The sequence below is a fragment of the Parazoarcus sp. PS-13 R2A genome (genome assembly GCF_057621855.1).
Map to the genome: position 1 here is coordinate 97,969 of NZ_JBYEXN010000001.1, position 19,914 is coordinate 117,882.

16 protein-coding genes and 1 riboswitch are annotated in these 19,914 nt (G+C 65.0%); of the genes, 2 read left to right on the forward strand and 14 right to left on the reverse strand.

Going from position 1 to position 19,914, the window contains the following annotated elements:
• Positions 1-25 precede the first annotated feature (25 nt).
• From atzF to AC22G6_RS00495, 7 genes are all read right to left on the reverse strand, one after another.
• Complete coding sequence (gene atzF / locus AC22G6_RS00465) at positions 26-1,846, reverse strand: allophanate hydrolase (protein ID WP_487365150.1); 1,821 nt, start codon at positions 1,844-1,846, stop codon at positions 26-28.
• Complete coding sequence (gene uca, locus AC22G6_RS00470) at positions 1,843-5,445, reverse strand: urea carboxylase (protein WP_487365151.1); 3,603 nt, start codon at positions 5,443-5,445, stop codon at positions 1,843-1,845. The genes atzF and uca overlap by 4 nt, the downstream gene beginning before the upstream one ends.
• Positions 5,446-5,532: 87 nt before the next feature.
• Positions 5,533-6,171, reverse strand: a complete 639-nt coding sequence (locus tag AC22G6_RS00475; RefSeq protein ID WP_487365152.1) for an urea amidolyase associated protein UAAP2 — start codon at positions 6,169-6,171, stop codon at positions 5,533-5,535.
• A gap of 11 nt (positions 6,172-6,182) precedes the next feature.
• On the reverse strand, positions 6,183-6,914 hold the full coding sequence (locus AC22G6_RS00480; RefSeq protein WP_487365153.1) for an urea amidolyase associated protein UAAP1: 732 nt from the start codon (positions 6,912-6,914) through the stop codon (positions 6,183-6,185).
• Between the two features lie 10 nt (positions 6,915-6,924).
• Entirely contained in the window at positions 6,925-7,713 is a 789-nt protein-coding gene (locus AC22G6_RS00485) for an ABC transporter ATP-binding protein (RefSeq protein ID WP_487365154.1), read from the reverse strand.
• The gene (locus tag AC22G6_RS00490) at positions 7,710-8,525 is read right to left on the reverse strand and encodes an ABC transporter permease (RefSeq protein ID WP_108950441.1); all 816 of its coding nucleotides are present in this window, start codon (positions 8,523-8,525) and stop codon (positions 7,710-7,712) included. Before AC22G6_RS00490 ends, AC22G6_RS00485 begins: the two co-directional genes overlap by 4 nt.
• A gap of 89 nt (positions 8,526-8,614) precedes the next feature.
• Positions 8,615-9,691 (reverse strand): putative urea ABC transporter substrate-binding protein, encoded by a 1,077-nt coding sequence (locus tag AC22G6_RS00495; RefSeq protein ID WP_487365155.1) that lies wholly within the window; start codon positions 9,689-9,691, stop codon positions 8,615-8,617.
• 58 nt (positions 9,692-9,749) lie between these two features.
• A riboswitch (guanidine-I (ykkC/yxkD leader) is annotated at positions 9,750-9,849 on the reverse strand.
• Between the two features lie 319 nt (positions 9,850-10,168).
• Between AC22G6_RS00495 and AC22G6_RS00500 the strand changes: the two genes are divergently transcribed.
• Positions 10,169-11,356: a multidrug effflux MFS transporter gene (locus tag AC22G6_RS00500; protein WP_487365156.1), complete on the forward strand. Its 1,188-nt coding sequence runs from the start codon at positions 10,169-10,171 to the stop codon at positions 11,354-11,356.
• Positions 11,357-11,437: 81 nt separating this feature from the next.
• Positions 11,438-12,970, forward strand: coding sequence for a choice-of-anchor I family protein (locus AC22G6_RS00505; RefSeq protein ID WP_487365157.1), 1,533 nt, complete (start codon positions 11,438-11,440; stop codon positions 12,968-12,970).
• A 34-nt stretch (positions 12,971-13,004) separates the two neighbouring features.
• Here the strand turns inward: AC22G6_RS00505 and AC22G6_RS00510 are convergent, their stop codons facing one another.
• The 7 genes from AC22G6_RS00510 to AC22G6_RS00540 all read right to left on the reverse strand — a co-directional run bounded on the left by AC22G6_RS00510 (position 13,005) and on the right by AC22G6_RS00540 (position 19,890).
• Positions 13,005-13,397, reverse strand: a complete 393-nt coding sequence (locus tag AC22G6_RS00510; protein WP_108950445.1) for a rhodanese-like domain-containing protein — start codon at positions 13,395-13,397, stop codon at positions 13,005-13,007.
• 93 nt (positions 13,398-13,490) lie between these two features.
• Positions 13,491-14,225 (reverse strand): ABC transporter ATP-binding protein, encoded by a 735-nt coding sequence (locus AC22G6_RS00515; RefSeq protein WP_108977068.1) that lies wholly within the window; start codon positions 14,223-14,225, stop codon positions 13,491-13,493.
• Complete coding sequence (locus AC22G6_RS00520; RefSeq protein ID WP_108972366.1) at positions 14,215-14,988, reverse strand: ABC transporter ATP-binding protein; 774 nt, start codon at positions 14,986-14,988, stop codon at positions 14,215-14,217. The genes AC22G6_RS00515 and AC22G6_RS00520 overlap by 11 nt, the downstream gene beginning before the upstream one ends.
• Positions 14,985-16,079 (reverse strand): ABC transporter permease subunit, encoded by a 1,095-nt coding sequence (locus AC22G6_RS00525; protein ID WP_108950447.1) that lies wholly within the window; start codon positions 16,077-16,079, stop codon positions 14,985-14,987. Before AC22G6_RS00525 ends, AC22G6_RS00520 begins: the two co-directional genes overlap by 4 nt.
• A 15-nt stretch (positions 16,080-16,094) precedes the next feature.
• On the reverse strand, positions 16,095-17,027 hold the full coding sequence (locus AC22G6_RS00530; protein WP_108972367.1) for a branched-chain amino acid ABC transporter permease: 933 nt from the start codon (positions 17,025-17,027) through the stop codon (positions 16,095-16,097).
• Between the two features lie 131 nt (positions 17,028-17,158).
• Positions 17,159-18,274, reverse strand: coding sequence for a branched-chain amino acid ABC transporter substrate-binding protein (locus tag AC22G6_RS00535; RefSeq protein WP_108972368.1), 1,116 nt, complete (start codon positions 18,272-18,274; stop codon positions 17,159-17,161).
• A 500-nt stretch (positions 18,275-18,774) separates the two neighbouring features.
• Positions 18,775-19,890 (reverse strand): branched-chain amino acid ABC transporter substrate-binding protein, encoded by a 1,116-nt coding sequence (locus tag AC22G6_RS00540; RefSeq protein ID WP_108972369.1) that lies wholly within the window; start codon positions 19,888-19,890, stop codon positions 18,775-18,777.
• Positions 19,891-19,914: the final 24 nt, after the last annotated feature.

Consider the following 19,914-nt stretch of genomic DNA (forward strand, 5'->3'; position numbering starts at 1 on the left):
TCCGTCGGGGCTCAGGTCCCGGCGTCTATCGGTTCTCCAGATATCGGCGCCAGCTGCCGAAATGGCTGATGTCGGTTGCGCCCTCGATACCGCTCGGCTCACAGATGAAGCCGGTTTCCTGACGGCCATCGGCGAGCGTGACCTTGCCCAGTCCGAGCGGGGCGGGGATGCCCGCCAGGAAGGTGCCCAGTTCGGCAGCTGGCAGTTCCCAGACTTCGACTTCGATGGCGGCGCCCCCTTGCGCAACCCGCACCATGCCGGGCCGGAACGGCGGGCCGCCGGCGAGTGCATAGAGCTTGTAATGCGGGCTGCTGACGGTGCGCTCGATCAACTGGGCACCACGCGAGGTGAGCTGGTGGTTGAGCGGAAGTCCTTTCAGGTGGGCGCCGCACACGACGACACGCAGGCGGTCGTGCTGCGCGACCGAAGCCAGCGCCGGCAAGGCGCTGTCGTGTCCGCCAGCCAGCGGCAGAGCATGATTGCGCTGTACCGCGTCGGCGAGGCTGAGCAGGTACTGATCGGTGAAGGCGCGGCCGAAGAGGGTTACGCCCCAGGGCAGGCCGTTGCGCATGAAGCCGGTCGGTACGGCAACCGCTGCATAGTCGAGCAGGTTCATGAAATTCGTGTAATAGCCGAGCTCGCTGTTGCGCAGTACGGGTTCAACTTCGAGTTCGGCGAGGGTGACCGGACGCCCGATGGTGGGCGTCAGCACGCAGTCGAGGCCCGCCAGCACGCTGTCGCACACGGCCTTGAGATCCTGCAGCCTGTACTGTGCGGTGAAGGTGTCGACCGCGGTCGCGCCGGGCGCCTTTGCCAGTACATCGCGGATCACTTTCAGGACGGCATCGGGATCGCGCTCGATCAGCGCGCCGGCGACCGCATAGCGCTCGGCGACCCACGGCCCTTCGTAGAGCAGACGGGCGGCCTCCAGAAAGGGCGAAAAGTCCATTTCGACCCGCTCGCCGCCGATGGCTTCAAGCTGCGCGATCGCGTCCGCGAAGAGTGCGGGCCCTTCCGAGCACCCGAAAAAGACCAGATCCTCGTCACGGGGCACGCCAAACCGGAACGGCCGCGGGCTGCCGAACGCGCTGCCATGGTTCCACGACGGGTTGCTGCGGCTGTAGCTGTCCCGCGCGTCGGGCACCGAGGTCAGCGCCATCAGCAGCGAGGCCTCGCGGGCCGTCGCGGTGAAGTAGGTGACGCAGTCCAGCGTGCGGCAGGCCGGCACCACGCCCGCCGCCGACAGCAGGCCGCGGGTGGGTTTGGTGCCGACCAGATTGTTGAGCGCCGCCGGCACCCGGCCCGAACCGGCGGTATCGGTGCCAAGCGAGAAGCTGGTGACACCCAGCGCCACCGCCAGTGACGAGCCTGCACTCGATCCGCCCGACGGATAGCCGGGCAGCACCGAGTTGCGGCAAGCGCCGTATGGTGAGCGGGTACCGTTGAGCCCGGTGGCGAACTGGTCGAGGTTGGTTTTGCCGAGCGGGATCGCACCGAGCGCGATCAGGCGTTCGACCAGCGTCGCCGAGCGTGACGGCGTGCAGGCGAAGGCCGGGCAGGCCGCGGTGGTGGGGACGCCGGCGAGGTCGATGTTGTCCTTGATCGCGAAGGGAATGCCGTACAGCGGCAGGTCCACCGGCGAGTGCTCGTCGAGCGCGGCGAGGTAAGGTTCGAGCTCGGTCTCGTCGAGCAGGTGGATGAAGAGCCTGTATTCCGGATTCAGCTCGGCCGAGCGCGCACGGAGTGCTGCAATGAGGTCGCGCGGCTTGAGACTACCGTCGCGATAGGCGGCCAGCAGCGCATCGATGCGCAAGTCGTACGGGTGTTTGGGCAACAGGGTGTTCATGCTTCCTCCAGGATCAGGACGCGCTGGCCGGCGCGCACCGGTGAGCCGGGCTGCACCCGGACTTCCTTGACGATGCCGTCGCGCGGCGCGGTGAGCGGGATCTCCATCTTCATCGATTCGAGAATGACCAGGGTGTCGCCCTCGGACACGCGCTCGCCGGCCTCGACCTTGACCTGCCACAGGTTGCCGGCGATATGGCTTTCGATCGCATGTTCGCCTTCGCCCAGCGGCGCGTCTTCGCCGATGTCGGGGGCGACTTCCTCTGCGTCGAAATGCGCCTGGCCGGTCGCGATCCAGCGTTCGCGCTCGGCATCGAAGGCGGCGCGCTGCTGGGTACGGAAGTCGGCGATGCCCTCGGCTTCGCGGGCGAGGAAGTCCTGGTAGTCGGCCAGCTTCAGCGTGGTGTGCTCGATCTGCACCGGGTAGCGTCCGAGGGGGAAGTCGCGGCGGATGCGCAGCAACTCGTCGGCGGCGACGGGGAAGAAGCGCACCTGATCGAAGAAACGCAGCAGCCAGGGCTTGCCGTCGAAGGCATCGACCGCGCGGTAGCGGTTCCACATCTGCAGCGTGCGGCCGACGAACTGATAGCCGCCGGGGCCTTCCATGCCGTAGATGCACATGTAGGCGCCGCCGATGCCCACCGAGTTCTCCGCGGTCCACGTGCGCGCCGGGTTGTACTTGGTGGTGACCAGGCGATGGCGCGGGTCGAGCGGTGTGGCCACCGGCGCGCCCAGATACACGTCGCCCAGCCCCATCACCAGGTAGCTGGCCTCGAACACGGTGCGCTGCACGGCTTCAAGGTTGGGCAGATCGTTGATGCGGCGGATGAACTCGAGGTTGCTCGGGCACCATGGCGCGTCCTTGCGCACCGTGGTCATGTACTTCTCGATCGCCAGCTGGCAGGCGGGGTCGTCCCACGACAGCGGCAGATGCACGACGCGCGACGGCACTTCGAGATCGTCGCGTTCGCACACTGCGGTCCACAGTGCCGCCACGCGCTTGAGCAGGGTGGCCAGCGGCAGGGTCTCCGGGCGGTAGTGCAGCTGCAGCGAGCGGATGCCCGGGGTCAGGTCGATGAGGCTGTCGAGCGCCAGCGCCTCGATGGCCTGCATCAGCGCATGGGCGCGGAAGCGCAGCACCAGGTCGAGTTCGGGTGGGCCGACTTCGAGCAGCACATGGGTGTCGCCCGAGACACGCGCGACCAGCCGGGTGTCGTCGCTGCCGATGTCGAGCACGATGGGCGAGGCCAACGCGATCGCGTCCGAGCTGGCCGGGCAGGGCTGCGCCAGGCCGGCGGCTTCGGTGTCGCGTGCCTGCGCCAGTGTGCGAGCCGTTTCCAGACTGACCGGAATGAAGCGCACCTTGTCGCCGGCTTTCAGCTGACCGAGTTGCCACAGGTCGGCTTCGATCACCGTCACCGGGCACACGAAACCGCCCAGGCTGGGGCCATCCGGGCCGAGGATGACCGGCATGTCGCCGGTGAAGTCCACCGCGCCGACCGCATACGGGTTGTCGTGGATGTTGGACGGATGCAGGCCGGCCTCGCCGCCGCTGTCGCGTGCCCAGTCCGGTTTGGGGCCGATCAGGCGCACGCCGGTGCGGCTGGAATTGAAATGCACCTCCCAGTCGGTGGCGAAGAAGCGCTCGATATATTCCTGGCGGAAATACTCGGGTGCGCCGTGCGGGCCGTAAATGACGCGCAGCTCGCGTGCGGGCTGCAGCGGCGGCGTGAGCGCGGCAGGCAGGCTGGCGCCGGCCGCGGCGTCGGCGAGCGGGAACAGGTGCAGCACGTCGCCACCGCGCAGCGCGCGTCCGCCATGGCCGCCGAACTGGCCGAGGGTGAAGGTGCTCTTGCTGCCGAGGTAATCGGGAACATCGACGCCGCCGCGCACGCACAGATAGCTGCGCGCACCCGCGCCGGCGATGGTGCCGAACACCAGCCGGCCGTCCGCGGGTACGAAGATCGCGGTGTTCATCGGTTGCGGTGTGTCGTCGAGGCTGAGCGCAATGTCGGCGCCGGTGACGGCAACCACCGCATCGCAGTTGAAGCGGATGATGGGGCCGCTCATGGTGATCTCGAGCCCGGCTGCGCCCTGGTCGTTGCCTAGCAGGCTGTTACCCAGGCGCAGCGCGCGGTCGTCCATCGGCCCCGACGGCGGCACGCCGACGGCCCAGTAACCGAGGCGGGCGGGCCAGTCCTGCACCGTAGTCTGCGTGCCGGCGGTGATGAACTCCATGCTGTGGCTGCGGTAGCGCAGGCCCTCGAGGCAGCGTGTCCAGGGCTGGCCGCAGGCGAAAGGCGTGTCGGCCAGAATCTGGCGCAGGTAGTCGCGGTTGGTTTCCACACCGTAGAGCCAGCTCTCCGCCAGGGCCGTATCGAGACCGGCAATCGCCGCGTCGCGGTCGGAGGCATGGGCGATCAGCTTGGCGATCATCGGATCGAAATACGGCGGAATCTCGCAGCCGGCCTCGACCCAGGTGTCGATGCGCAGCGCGCGTCCGTCTGCCGCCGGAAAGCTCACCGAGGTCAGCAGGCCGGGGCAGGGCTGAAAGTCGCGGCCGGGGTCTTCCGCGTAGAGCCGGGCCTGGATGGCGTGGCCCTGAGGCTTGAGTGTGGCGGCGAGCGCGGCGAGCGGCGGCATGTCGCCCGCGGCCAGCTTTACCATCCACTCGACCAGGTCCACGCCCCACACCTGTTCGGTGACACCGTGCTCGACCTGCAGCCGGGTATTCACTTCGAGGAAGTAGAAGGCGCCGGCCTCGCTGTCATAGACGAATTCTACGGTGCCGGCAGAGCGGTAACTGACCGCGCGACCGAGACGGACCGCCGCCTCGCACAGCGCTTCGGCCATGCCCGCAGGCAGGTTCGGCGCCGGGGTCTCTTCGAGCACCTTCTGGTTGCGGCGCTGCACCGAGCAGTCGCGCACGCCGAGCGCGATGACCTCGCCCGCACCGTCGCCGAAGATCTGCACTTCCAGGTGGCGTGCGCGCTGGATGTATTTCTCGATGAACACGCCCGAGTCGGAGAAGTTGTTTTCGCCCAATCGGCGCACGGCCTCGAACTGCTGTGCCAGTTCTTCGGCGCTGCGGCACACGCGCATGCCGATGCCGCCGCCGCCGGCAGTGCTCTTGAGCATCACCGGGTAGCCCACGGTGTCGGCGGCAGCGAGGGCGTCATCCACCGAGTCAAGCAGTTCGGTGCCTTCGAGCATCGGCACGCCGTGCGCCTTGGCCAGCGCGCGTGCGGTGTGCTTGAGGCCGAACACGCGCAGCTGCTCGGGCGTGGGGCCGATGAAGGCAATGCCGGCGGCTTCGCAGCGCTCGGCAAAGGCCGCGTTCTCGGACAGGAAGCCGTAGCCGGGGTGGATGGCGCCGGCACCGGTGTCGCGGGCGACGGCGAGGATCTTGTCCACCGCCAGATAGGTGCTGGCGGCGGCGCCTTCACCCAGGCTGTGGGCTTCGTCGGCTTCGATGATGTGGCGGCTGGCGGCGTCCGCTTCCGAGTAGACGGCCACGCCGCCGGTGCCGAGTTGGCGCAGCGTGCGCAGGATGCGGCAGGCGATGGCGCCGCGGTTGGCGATCAGGACTTTGTTGAACATGGTCTCACCCGATTCTTGTCGAGCTGTGGCGGGTCGTCCCGCCGGAGATCGGAACCGCGGAGGTCGTCCTCCGGGTGATTCGTTGGCTCAGTCCCAGATCAGCACTTCGGCCGGGGTCGGGTTGTAGCCGTTGCAGGGGTTGTTGAGCTGGGGGCAGTTGGAGATCAGCACGATCACGTCCATCTCGGCGCGCAGCTCCACATACTTGCCGGCGCCCGAGATGCCGTCCTCGAAGGTGAGGCCGCCCTCGGGCGTGACCGGCACGTTCATGAAGAAGTTGATGTTGGCGCCGATGTCGCCCTTGGCCAGGCGGCCGTCGTGCAGGCAGCCGCACAGAAAGTTGTCGCGGCAGGCGTGCATGTGCAGCTTGTCGAGCGCATAGCGCACGGTGTTGCTCTCCTGCGCGCAGGCGCCGCCCAGGGTGTCATGGCGACCGCAGGTGTCGGCCACGATGGTGAGCATCGGGCGTCCGAGATTGGAGTACAGCACGCTGCCGGTGGTCAGATAGACATTGGCCTGGCGGCGCAGGGTGCGTTGCGGGTCGTAGCGCTCCTTGGGGTTGGCGACGCCGTAGAACAGGGTGTCGACCGCCTGGTTGCCTTCGAGGTCGAGCAGGCGGACGGTCTGGCCGGCCTTGACTTCGCCCACCCAGGGTTCGCCTGCCGGGATGATGTGGCGGGCGACGGCAGCTTCGGGATTCAGTGTGCTGGAGGTCAGGGTGCTCATGTCGGGTCGCCTCACAGATAGAGGTTTTCGGTGTTGATGAAGCCGCGCTCGTTTTCCGGGCGGGAGCTGCGGCAGTGCTCGGCGACGCTGGCTTCGGCCTGCATCCAGGTCAGCTCCACCGGCTTGGGTGCATACACGGGCGACGGGTCCATCGGATGCTGCAGGGCGGTCATCACCACCAGGGTGTCCATCGGCGCATAGAGCTCGATGACGTCGCCGGCCTTGCTGTTACCGGGCACGAAGTGCATGCCGCCTGCGGCATCGACGGTGACCTTGGAGAACAGGTTGAGCACCATCAGCAGGTCTTCCACGCCCATGCCCCACTTGCCGAGCTCGACCAGCAGATTGTCGGTGCCGTTGCGGTGGCACGCGTTGCGCAGGGTCTGGTACGGGCCATCGCCGTACTTCGCTTTCACCTCGGCGGCATCGAGCACGCCGCCCAGGCTGTCGCTCCAGCCTGCGGTGTCCTCGGTGATCGCCGCGAGCACCCGGCCCATGTCGGAGTACAGACAGTGACCGCGGCTGAGTTTGGCGGTGTGCTGGCACTTGAGCGAGTCGGGCAGGTTGAGGCGCTCGGTCTTCTCGTGGGCGTTGAACAGCAGCAGGCTGACGTTGGCGCCGCCTTCGATGTCGGTGACACGCAGCAGGCGTCCGCGACGCAGCACGAAGGAGCGGTGGCCGCCGCCGGGCAGCAGCTCTTCGGCGAGCGCGGGGTAAGGCAGGGGGGAGGCGTGTGTGGTCATGGTGTCCTCTTCATGCAGTCTTGAGCGCGCCGGTGACATGCTCCGGCAGCGCGGCGACGGCCTCGCGGGTGGCGTGGCGGTCGAGATTCAGGGGAATGTCGTAGGTGATGCGGGCGCCGTAGGCACCGGGCTCGTGCGGGTCGTGGCGAACCTTGTCGAACACCAGCAGGCGGGTGCCCAGCGTGAAGCCCTCGGACAGGTCGTGGGTCACCATCAGCACCGTGAGCCGGGTTTCCTGCCACAGCTCCAGCAGCAGCGCATGCATGTCCTTGCGGATGCCGGGGTCGAGCGCGCCGAAGGGCTCGTCGAGCAGCAGCATGCGCGGCTTCATGATCAGCGCCTGGGCAATCGCGAGGCGCTGCTGCATGCCGCCGGAAAGCTGGCTCGGATACTTGTCCAGCGAATGGCCCAGTCCGACCCGCTTGAGCAGGGTTGCGGCCTGCTCGCGGGCTTCGGCCTTGGCGCGGCCGAACAGGCGACCGAGGAAGGGCGCGCGCGGCAGCTCCAGCCCGAGGGCGACGTTGTCGAGCACGCTCAGGTGCGGCAGCACCGAATAGCGCTGGAACACGATGCCGCGGCTGGCGTCGGGCTCGGTGGCCAGTGGCTTGCCGTCGAGCAGGATCGTGCCGCGACTGGGCGCCTCCTGGCCGAGCAGCATGCGCAGGAAGGTCGATTTGCCGCAGCCCGATGCGCCCACCAGCGCGCAGAACTCGCCCTCTTCGATGTCCACCCGCAGGTTTTCCAGCACGACCTGATTGCCGTAGGTCTGCCACAGATTGCGTACCTGGATGTAGCTCATGCCCGACCTCCTTCGTACCAGGGGAAGGCGGCGCGGGTGAGGCGCTTCAGGCCGAAATCCATCAGCCAGGCGAGCAGCGTGATCCAGGCCACGTAGGGCAGGATCACATCCATGGCCAGGTAGCGCCGGACGAGGAAGATGCGGTAGCCCAGACCATCGGTCGAGGCGATGGCTTCGGCCGCAATCAGGAACAGCCAGGCCGAGCCAAGCACCAGTTGCAGTGCGATCAGCAGGCGCGGCAGCAGCTGCGGCAGGACCACGCGCAGGATCAGCGTCCAGGTGTTGGCGCCCAGGGTCTGCGCCTTGATCAGCAGTTCGACCGGAATCTCGCGGGCGCGCTGTTCGATGTCGCGGGCAATGACCGGGGTGATGCCGATCACGATGAGCATGACCTTGGAGAACTCATCGAGGCCGAAGACGATGAACAGCACCGGCAGGATGGCCAGTGGTGGAATCATCGACAGCACCGTGAGCAGCGGTGACAGCGAGATGCCGAACATTGGCAGCGTGCCCGACAGCACGCCGAGGCAGAGCCCGAGCGTTGCGGCAATCGCGAGGCCCATGCCCAGGCGCTTGAGGCTGGAAGCGGTGTCGTCCCACAACAGGTAGCGGCCTGTGCGCACGTCTTCGGTCAGGGCCATGCGGTCCACTGCGGCGGCCATCTGCACCACGCTGGGCAAGAGCTTGTCCTGCGGATTCTCCGCCAGTCGGGTGGCCGAGCCGGCGAGATAGGCGATCAGCAGCAGTGCGAATGGCAGGATCGCCAGACTCACTCGCCAGCTGCGACCGGGGCGTCGATTGATGAGGCGCATCTTGAGGGTTCCGGATAGGGCTGGGTGCCGGCGTTCGCACCCACGGCGGTGGCCGTGTGGGCGAACGCGAGGCAGGGCGTCGGCTGTGCTTAGTTCAGCTTGCCGTCGGCGGCCATCTTCATGAAGCTGGGGTCGAAGCGCAGTTTCATGTTCTTCGCGTCGCCGGTCGTGCCGGTGGCGAAACTCATGCCGATGGCGTCTGCGCTGCGTGCGCCTTCGCCGAGCAAGCCATGCTTGAAGCTGAACTGTGCAACCTTGGTCATGGTGGTCGGCAGGGACTTGCTGGTGGCGAAGGCGACGGCTTCCGGTGCGGTATAGAACATCTTGGTTGCCGCCAGTTGCGCTTCGTAACCTGCGAGGTCGGTGCCCGAGGCTGCCGCCATGTGCTCACGCGCGGCCTTGCCTGCCGGGGTGTCGGCGCTCATTACCGACATCACTTCGTACCAGGCGCCGGTCAGCGCCTTGCCGAGCGCGGGGTTCTCGGCCAGCGTCTTGCTGTTGACCACCATCAGGTCGATGATCTCGCCGGGAATCTTGCTTGAGTCGAACACCTTGGTGACGTTCGGCGTGGCAGCCACTTCGGCGAGCAGCGGGTTCCAGGTGACGACGGCATCCACGCCGGAGGTGGCGAAGGCGGCGACGAGGTCGGCGTCCGAGGTGTTGACCACCTTGGTGTCGCGCTCGCTCATGCTCGCCGTTTCCAGGGCGCGTGCCAGCAGGTAATGGGATACGGAGAGTTCGACCAGGTTGACCGGCTTGCCCTTGAGGCTGGCAACGGTCTTGCCCTTGCCCTTGATGACGATGCCGTCGTTGCCGTTGGAAAAGTCGCCGATGATCAGTGCGGTGGTATCGACGCCGCCTGCTGCGGGGATCGTCAGCGCATCCATGTTGGTCATGGCGCAGCCGTCGAAACTGCCTGCGGTGTATTGGTTGATCGACTCGATGTAGTCATTGACCTGCACGACATCGACCTTGATGTCGTACTTCTTCGCCCACTTTTCCATGATGCCGGACGACGCGGCGTACTCCCATGGCATCCAGCCGGCGTAGATGGTCCAGCACACCTTGAAGTCTTTCTTGGGCGCAGCCTGGACCGGGGCGGAGACCGCCATCGTGAGGGAGAGCAGGGCTGCTGCGGCGGCAGAGAAAAGGCGGGACTTGCGCATGAAAACCTCCTGTTCGGTTAACGGTTCGGGCGGGAGCGGCGCATCACGAGATGCTTCGTTCTCCCGGGCTTTTGTCCCGCCGTGTAACCTCGAAAGAGGTCGATAACTCTCGGACCAGACACCTGCTCGCGCAGGCCGGAACCCTAGTCATCTATTTCAAATTGTGGCGCGTGAAGTTCGGTGAATCGAACCGCTCCTGCACAAAAACAATAAAGCCAGAACCGTGCCACCTGCATATGGCGCGATCTCAAGGAACATTGAAGGCGTTCTGGTTCTATGAGGTCGATTCTGCGCACCAGCTTTGGGATTCATGCACTGGAATGGTGCGGAACTGAGTGGCGCGAAGAGGGTAGTCCCCGCGTATCATGACGCCTTCCCGTACGGTGCCCCCGTGTGCTGAAAGGGCGTTGCGCAGGCGTTCCGTTCTGCCTGCCCTGGGCCCTGCGATCGGCCGATCATCGAATAACGACAACCTTCATGCCTTCAAGCTCTCCCTGGCTGGCCTGGGTACTGGCCGCGCTTGCCGCGATCGGCCCGTTTGCCATCGACACCTACCTTCCGGCGTTTCCGCAGATGGAGGCGTCGCTCGGCGCGACGCAGGTCGCAGTGCAGCAGACGCTGACCGCCTACATGGCGACCTTTGCCTTCATGGTGTTGTGGCACGGTGCGCTCGCGGACCGCTTCGGGCGGCGGCGGGTGCTGATCTGGGCGACCGCCCTGTTTGCGGTCGCGTCGATGCTGTGTGCCGTGGCGCCGAGCATCGAATGGCTGTGGGTGGGACGTGCGGTGCAGGGCCTGTGCGGTGGTGCCGGCATGGTCGTGGGGCGGGCGGTGATTCGCGATATTCACGAAGGCCCGCAGGCACAGCGGCTGATGTCGCGGGTGATGATGATCTTTGGCATCGCGCCCGCAATCGCACCATTGATTGGTGGTCTCCTGCTCGCGGTGGCCGACTGGCGTGCCATCTTCGTCTTCCTCGGCTTCTTCGGCGTGGCCCTGAGTGCGCTGACCTGGCGCTACCTGCCCGAGACCCTGTCCGAGGAGGCGCGACAGCCGCTTCATCCGGCTTCGCTCGTGCGCGCCTATCGTGGCGTACTGAGCAACCCTGACTTCCTGCTGCTGGTGTTTTCGGTGGCGCTGATGTTCAACGGTTTCTTCATCTACGTGCTGTCGGCGCCGGTGTTCGTGATGACGCACCTCGGGCTCGGGCCGCAGGATTTCGCCTGGCTCTTCGTGCCCGTGGTGGCCGGGATGATGTTCGGTTCCGGCCTGTCCGGCCGGGTGGCCGGGCACTGGTCTCCCACGCGCGCGATTGCGGTCGGTTTCGCCATCATGCTCGGTGCGGCTGCGGGCAGCGTGCTGCTTGCCGCGAGCGAGCCCGCGCAGCGCCTGCTGCTGGTTCTTCCCATTTCGATCTATGGCGTGGGCATGGCGCTGGCGATGCCCAGCATGAGCATTCTTGCGCTCGACCTCTTTCCGCAACGCCGGGGTATGGCCTCCAGTTGCCAGAGCTTCGTGCAGGTGGGCATGAATGCGTGCACCGCAGGGGTGATTGGGCCGCTGCTGTGGAAGTCGCCGGTCACCCTTGCCGCCGGCATGTGCATGTTCGCGGCGCTGGCCCTGATCGGCTTTCTGACCTGGCGCCGCCGGGTACTGCCGGTGTGACTGTTATCTCCCTGTAATACGCCGTGACGATACTCGCAGGCTGACTGCGAGTGCGGTGACAGAAACGACAGGGAGATTCGAATGCGTACAACAATTCGTGCCGCGCTGCTGTGCGCCGGCCTCGTGTCCATGCCCGCGCTGGCTGCGCCGGCGGTACTGTGGGAAAAGGTCTGGTCCTACGATCATGCGGCTGGCAATGCCGCAGGGCAGAAAGCCGAGATTCCTGCCTACGACCCGCTCAACGATACCTTGTGGGTGGCGGGTGTGGCTGGCGTCGATGTACTCAATGCCCGCACTGGCGCGCTGATTCGCCACATCGACCTGTCCGCGCTGGGCGACGTCAATAGCGTCGCGATCAGAAATGGCGTGGCTGCGGTCGCAATTGCCGCACCGGATCACACCCAGCCCGGCGTTGTGCAGCTCTTCAACAGCAACACCTTTGCCGCGGCCGAGCGTATCCAGGTCGGCGCGCTGCCCGACATGGTGACCTTCACGCCTGACGGTTCGCGTCTGCTTGTCGCCAACGAAGGCGAGCGCGCGGTGATGACGGATCCGAGCTCGACAGATCCGGCCGGCAGCGTGAGCGTCATCGACATGAGCAGCCGCACGGTCGTCGCCACTGCGGGCTTCGCGGGTGTGGCTGGCAGCGACAGCGTGCGGCTGTTTCCCGGCAAGACGGCCGCCGTCGATCTCGAGCCCGAATACATCGCGGTTTCGCCCGATGGCAGCAAGGCCTATGTGAGCCTGCAGGAAGCCAACGCGGTGGGCATTCTCGATCTCGCAACGAACACCTTCACCGAGGTCAAGAGCCTCGGCACCAAGGATTACAGCCTGCCGGGCCAGGGGATCGACCCTTCCGACAAGGACGGCAGCGTCGCCGTGCGCAGCGTGCCGGTCAAGGGGATGTACATGCCCGACACCATTGCGACCTATGTCGCGGGCGGGCAGACCTATCTGGTTACGGCGAACGAAGGCGACACGCGTGACGAGGAGGTGCGCATCAAGGACAAGAGCGTGAAGCTCGACCCCAGCATCTTCCCGGATGCGGCCGAGCTGAAGAAGGACGAGAACCTCGGCCGACTCACCATCTCGCCGTTCGACGGACTCAACGCCAACGGCGAGCATGAAGCGCTGTACTCATACGGCAGTCGCTCGTTCTCGATCCGCGACGCCAATGGTGATCTGGTGTTCGACAGTGGTGACGATTTCGAGCGGCTGCTCGGCGAGCGTTTTCCGGACATCTTCGACGATGGTCGCAGCGACAACAAGGGCCCGGAGCCCGAGGGCCTGGCCCTGATGGATGTGGGCGGCCGGATGCTGGCCTTCATCGGCTTTGAACGTACGCTGGAAAAGCTGGCAACCGCAGTGATTGCGATCTACGACATCACCGACCCGCTGCAGTCCAGCTTTCTCGACTTCATCGTCAGTCCGGGCGATCTGGCGCCGGAAGGGCTGGTCGCCTTCAGCCGCGATGGCGGCTATTTCCTGGCGGTGTCGAGTGAAGGCTCGGATACCACCTCGCTGTTCCGCATCAACCTGGTGCCGGAGCCGGGCGGCGTCGCGCTGGTGCTGACTGCGCTGGGCCTGCTCGGGGTGATTCGGCGCAAGCGCTGAAGCCTGCGCGCTGCAAGGAGGGGGCGCGTCCCCCTCAGCACTGCTGCCAGGGCAGGCCGTCGAAACGCCAGCCGTTTACCGCGTTGCGGTGATGGCTGTCGTCGAGTTCGCCCTCAAAGCCGTGGCTGACATTGAATACATTGGAAAAACCCGCCTCGATCAGCGCGTTGCCTGCCGCCTCCGAGCGGTTTCCGCTGCGGCAGATCAGCACGACCGGGCGTTCTCCGCCATGTCCGGCAAGCTTCTTGACCTCGCCGACGAAGTGCGGGTTGATCTCCCAGTCGGGGCCGTCATTCCACGAGACATGGATGGCACCCACGGGATGACCGACGAAGAGGAATTCGATCTCGCTGCGCACATCGATCAGCAGCGCTTGCGGGTCGGCCTGCAGCAGGGCGAAGGCTTCTTTGGGGCTGAGGTGTTTCATTCGAATCTGTCTCCTTTAGCGGAGAATTATATTCGGTTGTTCGAATGAAGCGGGTGGCGAACGGGACGCGTCCTGCACGTCCCGCTGCGTCCGTCAGGCGGCTTCGCCGAGATAGGCTGCGCGCACCTTGGGGTCGGCCAGCAGTTCGTCACCGCTGCCGGTAAGGGTGATCTTGCCCGATTCCATCACGTAGCCGCGCTGTGAAAACTCGAGCGCCAGGTTGGCGTTCTGCTCCACCAGCAGGATGGTGACGCCTTCCTTGGCGACCGACTGCACGACTTCGAAAATCTTTTCCACCACCAGCGGCGCGAGACCCATCGAGGGTTCGTCGAGCAGCAGCAGTTTGGGGCGCGACAGCAGGGCGCGGCCAATGGCCACCATCTGCTGCTCGCCACCGGACAGCGTGCCCGCGACTTGCTCCAGGCGCTCCTTGACCCGCGGCAGCATGGTGTAGACCTTTTCCAGGTCGGCCTCGATGCCGTCGTTGTCCTTGCGGCTGTAGGCGCCCATGCGCAGGTTTTCTTCCACCGTCAGGCGGGTGAAGATGCCACGGCCCTCGGGCACCAGCGCGATGCCCTGGCGCAGGCGCTTGTGTGCCGGCAGGGAATTGATTGACGCGTCGTTGTACAGGATGTCGCCGCCTTCAAGCGGGAGCAGACCGGCGATTGCGTTCAGGGTGGTGGTCTTGCCGGCGCCGTTGGCACCAATCAGGCACACCAGTTCGCCCTTGGCCAGCTCGAGATCGATGCCTTTTACCGCGTGAATTCCGCCGTAGGCAATCTGCAGGTTCTTCAGCTGGAGCAGGGGTGAGGAGGGCTTATGCTGCATGCTTGCCACCCCCCAGGTAGGCGTTGATCACGGCTTCGTTCCTTTGTACTTCGGCAGGCACGTCTTCGGCGATCTTGCGTCCGAAGTCGAGCACCGCGACACGGTCGCACAGCCCCATCACCAGCTTCACGTCGTGTTCGATCAGCATCACGGTGACCCCGTCATGGCGGATCTGCTCGATCAGCACCTTGAGCTGCGCGGTTTCGGTGGCGTTCATGCCTGCAGCGGGTTCGTCCAGCGCCAGCAGTTGCGGCTCGGTGGCCAGGGCGCGGGCAATCTCGAGTCGGCGCTGGTCGCCGTAGGAGAGGTTCTTTGACACGGTTTGCGAAAAGCGCTCAATGCCGACGTACTTGAGCATCTCGTAGGCACGCTCGGTGGTGAGGCGCTCTTCCTCGCGGGTGAAGCGGTTCTGCGTCAGGATGCCCCACACGCCCGCCTTGGTGCGGATGTGGTGGCCGGCCATGACGTTCTCGAGTGCGGTGAGATCGCGGAACAGGCGAATGTTCTGAAAGGTGCGGGCAATGCCGCGGCCGACGATCTTGTGCGGCTTGCCCGAAGGCAGTTCGCTGCCGTTGAACACGAATTCGCCGCCATCGGGAATGTAGGAGCCGGTCAGCACGTTGAAGAAGGTGGTCTTGCCCGCACCGTTGGGGCCGATCAGGCCGTAGACCTCACCCTTGCGGATGGTCAGCGAAACATCGGTGAGCGCCTGCAGACCGCCAAAGCGCTTGCCCACATTGCGGGCGTCTAGCAGCGTAATCATTGGGTGTCCCGGTGCAGGTTTTCGGGGTGGGCGTAACGTGCGCGGGCCGGAATCAGACCGGACGGGCGCAGCAGCATCATCAGGATCATGGCAAGGGAAAGCAGCAGCATGCGAAGGACTTCAGGGTCGAGCAGGACGTGGCCGAACAGCGTCTGCTGCAGCGGCACGGCGACGTCACGCAGGATCTCGGGCAGCAGGGCAAGCGCGAAGGCGCCGACGATGGCGCCGGCAATGTTGCCCATGCCGCCGAACACCACCATGGTCAGTACCGCGATGGATTCCATCAGCGAGAAGGACTCCGGCGACACAAAGCCCTGGAAGGCGCCGAACAGGCAGCCGGCCACGCCGCCGAAGGTGGCGCCAAGCGAGAAGGCGAGCAGCTTCATGTTGCGGGTGTTGATGCCGATGGCCTTGGCAGCGAGCTCGTCATCGCGCATCGCGGCCCAGGCGCGACCCACGCGCGAGATCTGCAGGCGCTGGACAAAGATGATCGAGCCCACCACACAGGCGAGGAAGAAGTAGTAGTAGAGGTAGAGCGAGTGGATGGAAATGTCTTCGGTGACCTGCAGGTTGCGGGCCAGATCCCAGCCGAACAGGTTGATCGAATCAAGGCCGTTGATGCCTTGCGGCCCGTTGGTGATGTTGATCGGGTAGTTCAGGTTGTTCATGAAGATGCGGATGATCTCGCCGAAGCCGAGCGTGACGATGGCGAGATAGTCCCCTCGTAATCGCAACACCGGAAAGCCCAGCATGATGCCCGCCATCCCCGCAAAGGCCGCGCCCAGTGGCAGCACGATCCAGAACGGCAGGTGCAGATCGAAGTGCGGCGAGGCGAGGAAGGCAAAGGTGTAGGCGCCGACCGCATAGAACGCGATGTAGCCCAGGTCGAGCAGGCCGGCAAAACCCACCACCAGGTTGAGGCCGAGCGCCAGCATCATGTAGAGCAGGGCGAAGTCGAGAATGCGTACCCAGCTGCGGCCGAACTGCATGGCGATGATGGGGGCGGCGATGGCGATGATGATGATGAGCCAGCGTGCGGCCATCGGGTTGCGTTTGCCCAGCCAGGGCACCGCGGAGACGAGTTCGTTCATGTTTGCATGCCTCCCTTATGCCCGGTCCGACACGCGTTCGCCGAGCAGGCCGGTGGGCTTGAAGATCAGCACCAGGCCCAGAATGATGAAGGCGAAGATGTCCTGGTAGGACGAGTTGAGGAAGCCGAAGGTCAGGTGCTCGATGTAGCCCGCGCCGAGCGACTCGACCAGCCCCAGCACAATGCCGCCGAGCATGGCGCCGCCGAGGTTGCCGATGCCGCCGAGCACAGCTGCGGTAAAGGCTTTCAGGCCGGGCATGAAGCCCATGCCGTAGTGGGCAATGCCGTAGTTGCTGGCGAACATCACGCCGGCCACTGCGGCCAGTGCGGCACCGATGACGAAGGTGAACGCGATCACGGTGTTGGTGTCGACACCCATCAGGCTGGCGACGCGGTGGTTCTCCGCGGTGGCGCGCATGGCGCGGCCGATGCGGGTTTTATTCACCAGCAGGCTGAGGCCGATCATGATCAGCGCCGACGAGATGATGATGAAGATCTGCACCGGGGTCACAAACACGCCTTCGATGGGCTGCATCGGGGTGGTCGAGATCAGCTGCGGGAAGGTGTGGTAGTTGCGGCCCCAGATGATCATGGCCAGGGTCTGCAGCAGGAAGGACATGCCGATGGCGGTGATCAGCGGTGCCAGGCGGGGGGCGTTGCGCAATCGTCGATAGGCCAGACGTTCCATGGCGTAGCCGATCATCATGCACACCGGTATCGCCACCATCAGCGAGATCGTCAGCATCGTGATCGGAGACATGCCCGGGGCTACGCCCATCAGGAACATCATGGTCTGCAGGGCGGTCAGGGCGCCAACCATGAGCACATCGCCGTGGGCAAAGTTGATCAGGCCGAGAATGCCGTAAACCATCGTGTAGCCAAGCGCGATCAGTGCGTAGACGCTTCCGATCACCAGGCCATTCAGAACTTGCTGGATGAGAGTTTCCATCGTGGTCTTTTGGAAGGGTGAGACAAGAGAAGGGGTAAGGGCTGAAAGGCCGGGGCGGCTGTGAACGCTGGCAGCGCGGCTCTGCAGGCCTTACACCTCGAAAACCGGGGGCTTTCGCCCCCGGAACGGGATTACATCGCGACCCAGTTGCCGTCCTTGAACTGATACAGGGTGATGGCGCCTTCCTTGATGTCGCCCTTCTCGTCGAACGCGACATTGCCGGTTACGCCCGGAACAGACGAGGCCTTGAGCGCGGGCAGGTACTTGCTCGGCTCGACCGAATCGGCCTTCTGCATGGCCGTGATCATGGCAGTGGCCGCATCGTAGGCATACGGCGAGTAGATCTGCACATCGGCGCCGAAGCGCTTCTTGAAGCGATCGCGGAACTCGGCGCCGCCAGGCATCTTGTCGAGCGGCAGGCCCGCCATCGAGCAATAGGCCGAGCTGCCGATGGCCTCACCCGCAAGCTTGATCATCTCCGGGCTGCAGCCACCGTCGCCGGTGACGAACTTGGCCGTTACGCCGAGCTGCTTGAGCTGGCGCAGCATCGGGCCGCCCTGCGCATCCATGCCGCCGAAGAAGATCACGTCCGGGTTGGTGGCACGGATCTTGGTCAGGATGGCATTGAAGTCGGTGGCTTTGTCGGTGGTGAACTCGCGCGCAACGATCTGGGCGCCGCCGGCTTTCGCTGCCTTCTCGGTTTCGTCGGCCAGACCCTGACCATAAGCGGTGCGGTCATCGATGATCGCGATTTTCTTCGCGCCCAGGGGGCCGACCATGAACTTGCCCAGCGCCGAGCCCTGCTGCACATCGTTGGCGATGGTGCGGAAGATGCCCTTGTAGCCTTGCTGGGTGAGCTTGGGGTTGGTCGCAGACGGCGAAATCATCGGGATGCCGCCCTGGTCGTAAATGCGCGAGGCCGGAATCGTGGTGCCCGAGTTCAGGTGACCCACGACGCCCTTCACGCCGGCATCGACCAGGCGCTGTGCAACCGTGGTGCCGGTGCGCGGGTCGGCCTGGTCGTCTTCGCCGATGAGCTCGAACTTGACCTTCTTGCCACCGATCGTGATGCCCTTGGCGTTGGCGTCTTCAACCGCCAGACGGGCGCCGTTTTCGTTGTCCTTGCCGAGGTGGGAAATGGTGCCGGTCAGCGGTGCGACGCTGCCGAGTTTCACAACCATTTCCTGGGCGTGGGCGCCCGTGATGCCGAGGCCCATTACCGCGAGTGCAACGATGGTCTTCTTCATTCTTGATCCTCCAGCGAAAGCAATGGTTTACGAGACATTGTCCGATCGGTGTGCTGCGCTCCGGGTCTCATCTCGGGGCTTGCGTGCGACGCCGTACCTGCACTGCCAAGGGTAGCGGAAACGACTGGTATTACCTTTGGCAGCCCCAGGCTGTGCGTATTCTGCACAAAAATACGCATCTGGCGTCTTTGCGCTGTTGCCCTGTTGATGCATTTTGCGTCTTGCGCTGCAGCATTGCCGGGTTTCTGGCGGTTCATAAGTCAGGATGACCGATGGCGAATGGCTGTTTAGCGTGGTTATGGGGCGTAGCGAAGCCGATCTGGTGCTGGTGCGTCGCACAATTCATGCCATATTGTGGATAACCCTCATGCCGCGCTGGAGTGATGTCTGCACTTTGAAGATATATGGGTGACGGAGACACAACGGGACGCCTGTGCGCCCCGTTGTGTCTCCGTCATGTGCGCCCGACGCACCGGAAAGGTGCGCCGGGTTTCACCTGCTTACTTGAGCGCTTCCCACTTCCCGGCCTGGAAGCGGTACATGCTGACACCGCCGTCCTTGATGTCGCCGTTCTTGTCGAAGGCGATGTCGCCGGTTACACCCTTGAATGCGGTCTTTTGCAGTGCGGGCAGGTACTTTGCGGGGTCGCTCGAACCGGCCGTCTTCATGGCTTCGATCATGGCCATCGCCGCGTCGTAGCTGTACGGCGCGTAAAGCTGAACGTCGGTGTTGAAGCGGGCCTTGAAGCGCTTCAGGAAGTCGGCGCCACCGGGCATCTGCTCCAGCGGAATACCGGCCTGGCTGCAATACACGTTGTCGGCCATGGCATCGCCGGCGAGCTTGAGCATCTCGCTGGTGCACACACCGTCACCACCGAGGTACTTGGCTTCGATGCCGAGCTGGCGCATCTGGCGCAGCATCGGTGCGCCCTGGGCGTCCATGCCGCCATAGAACACGGCGTCCGGCGTCTTGCCCTTGATCTTGGTAAGAATGGCCATGAAGTCGGTGGACTTGTCCGTGGTGAACTCGCGCCCGACCACCTCGATGCCGTATTTCTTGAGGCTTTCGGTGAATGCGTCGGCCAGGCCCTGACCATAGGCGGTGCGGTCATCGATGATCGCGACCTTCTTCGCCTTGAGGATCTCGGATGCGTAGCGGGCCATTGCGGCGCCCTGCTGCAGGTCATTGGCGATGACGCGGAAGGTGACCTTGTAGCCTTGCTGAGTCAGCTTGGGGCTGGTCGATGAAGGCGTGATCACCGGTACACCGGCCTGCTCATAGACGCGGGAAGCCGGAATCGAGGCGCCGGAGGTGACATGGCCGACCACGCCCTTGACGTCATTGTCCGTCAGGCGTTGCGCGACGGTGGTGGCGGTACGGGGATCGGCCTGGTCGTCTTCGCTGACCAGTTCGAACGTGACCTTCTTGCCGCCAATCATGACGCCCTTGGCGTTGGCATCTTCCACGGCAAGGCGCGCACCAAACTCGCCATCCTTGCCGATGTGAGCGATCGGACCGGTCAGCGGCCCGGCGTGACCGATCTTGACCACTGTCTGTGCTTGCGCGGCACCCATGCCGAGGCCGGCCAGCGCGAGGACGAGAAGGGTATGCTTCATATTGGTATTCTCCGAAGTGTTGCA

Coding starts and splice junctions, on each gene's coding strand:
- atzF (WP_487365150.1), bottom strand. CDS start 1,846: ATGAACACCCTGTTGCCCAAACACCCGTACGACTTGCGCATCGATGCG.
- uca (WP_487365151.1), bottom strand. CDS start 5,445: ATGTTCAACAAAGTCCTGATCGCCAACCGCGGCGCCATCGCCTGCCGC.
- AC22G6_RS00475 (WP_487365152.1), bottom strand. CDS start 6,171: ATGAGCACCCTGACCTCCAGCACACTGAATCCCGAAGCTGCCGTCGCC.
- AC22G6_RS00480 (WP_487365153.1), bottom strand. CDS start 6,914: ATGACCACACACGCCTCCCCCCTGCCTTACCCCGCGCTCGCCGAAGAG.
- AC22G6_RS00485 (WP_487365154.1), bottom strand. CDS start 7,713: ATGAGCTACATCCAGGTACGCAATCTGTGGCAGACCTACGGCAATCAG.
- AC22G6_RS00490 (WP_108950441.1), bottom strand. CDS start 8,525: ATGCGCCTCATCAATCGACGCCCCGGTCGCAGCTGGCGAGTGAGTCTG.
- AC22G6_RS00495 (WP_487365155.1), bottom strand. CDS start 9,691: ATGCGCAAGTCCCGCCTTTTCTCTGCCGCCGCAGCAGCCCTGCTCTCC.
- AC22G6_RS00500 (WP_487365156.1), top strand. CDS start 10,169: ATGCCTTCAAGCTCTCCCTGGCTGGCCTGGGTACTGGCCGCGCTTGCC.
- AC22G6_RS00505 (WP_487365157.1), top strand. CDS start 11,438: ATGCGTACAACAATTCGTGCCGCGCTGCTGTGCGCCGGCCTCGTGTCC.
- AC22G6_RS00510 (WP_108950445.1), bottom strand. CDS start 13,397: ATGAAACACCTCAGCCCCAAAGAAGCCTTCGCCCTGCTGCAGGCCGAC.
- AC22G6_RS00515 (WP_108977068.1), bottom strand. CDS start 14,225: ATGCAGCATAAGCCCTCCTCACCCCTGCTCCAGCTGAAGAACCTGCAG.
- AC22G6_RS00520 (WP_108972366.1), bottom strand. CDS start 14,988: ATGATTACGCTGCTAGACGCCCGCAATGTGGGCAAGCGCTTTGGCGGT.
- AC22G6_RS00525 (WP_108950447.1), bottom strand. CDS start 16,079: ATGAACGAACTCGTCTCCGCGGTGCCCTGGCTGGGCAAACGCAACCCG.
- AC22G6_RS00530 (WP_108972367.1), bottom strand. CDS start 17,027: ATGGAAACTCTCATCCAGCAAGTTCTGAATGGCCTGGTGATCGGAAGC.
- AC22G6_RS00535 (WP_108972368.1), bottom strand. CDS start 18,274: ATGAAGAAGACCATCGTTGCACTCGCGGTAATGGGCCTCGGCATCACG.
- AC22G6_RS00540 (WP_108972369.1), bottom strand. CDS start 19,890: ATGAAGCATACCCTTCTCGTCCTCGCGCTGGCCGGCCTCGGCATGGGT.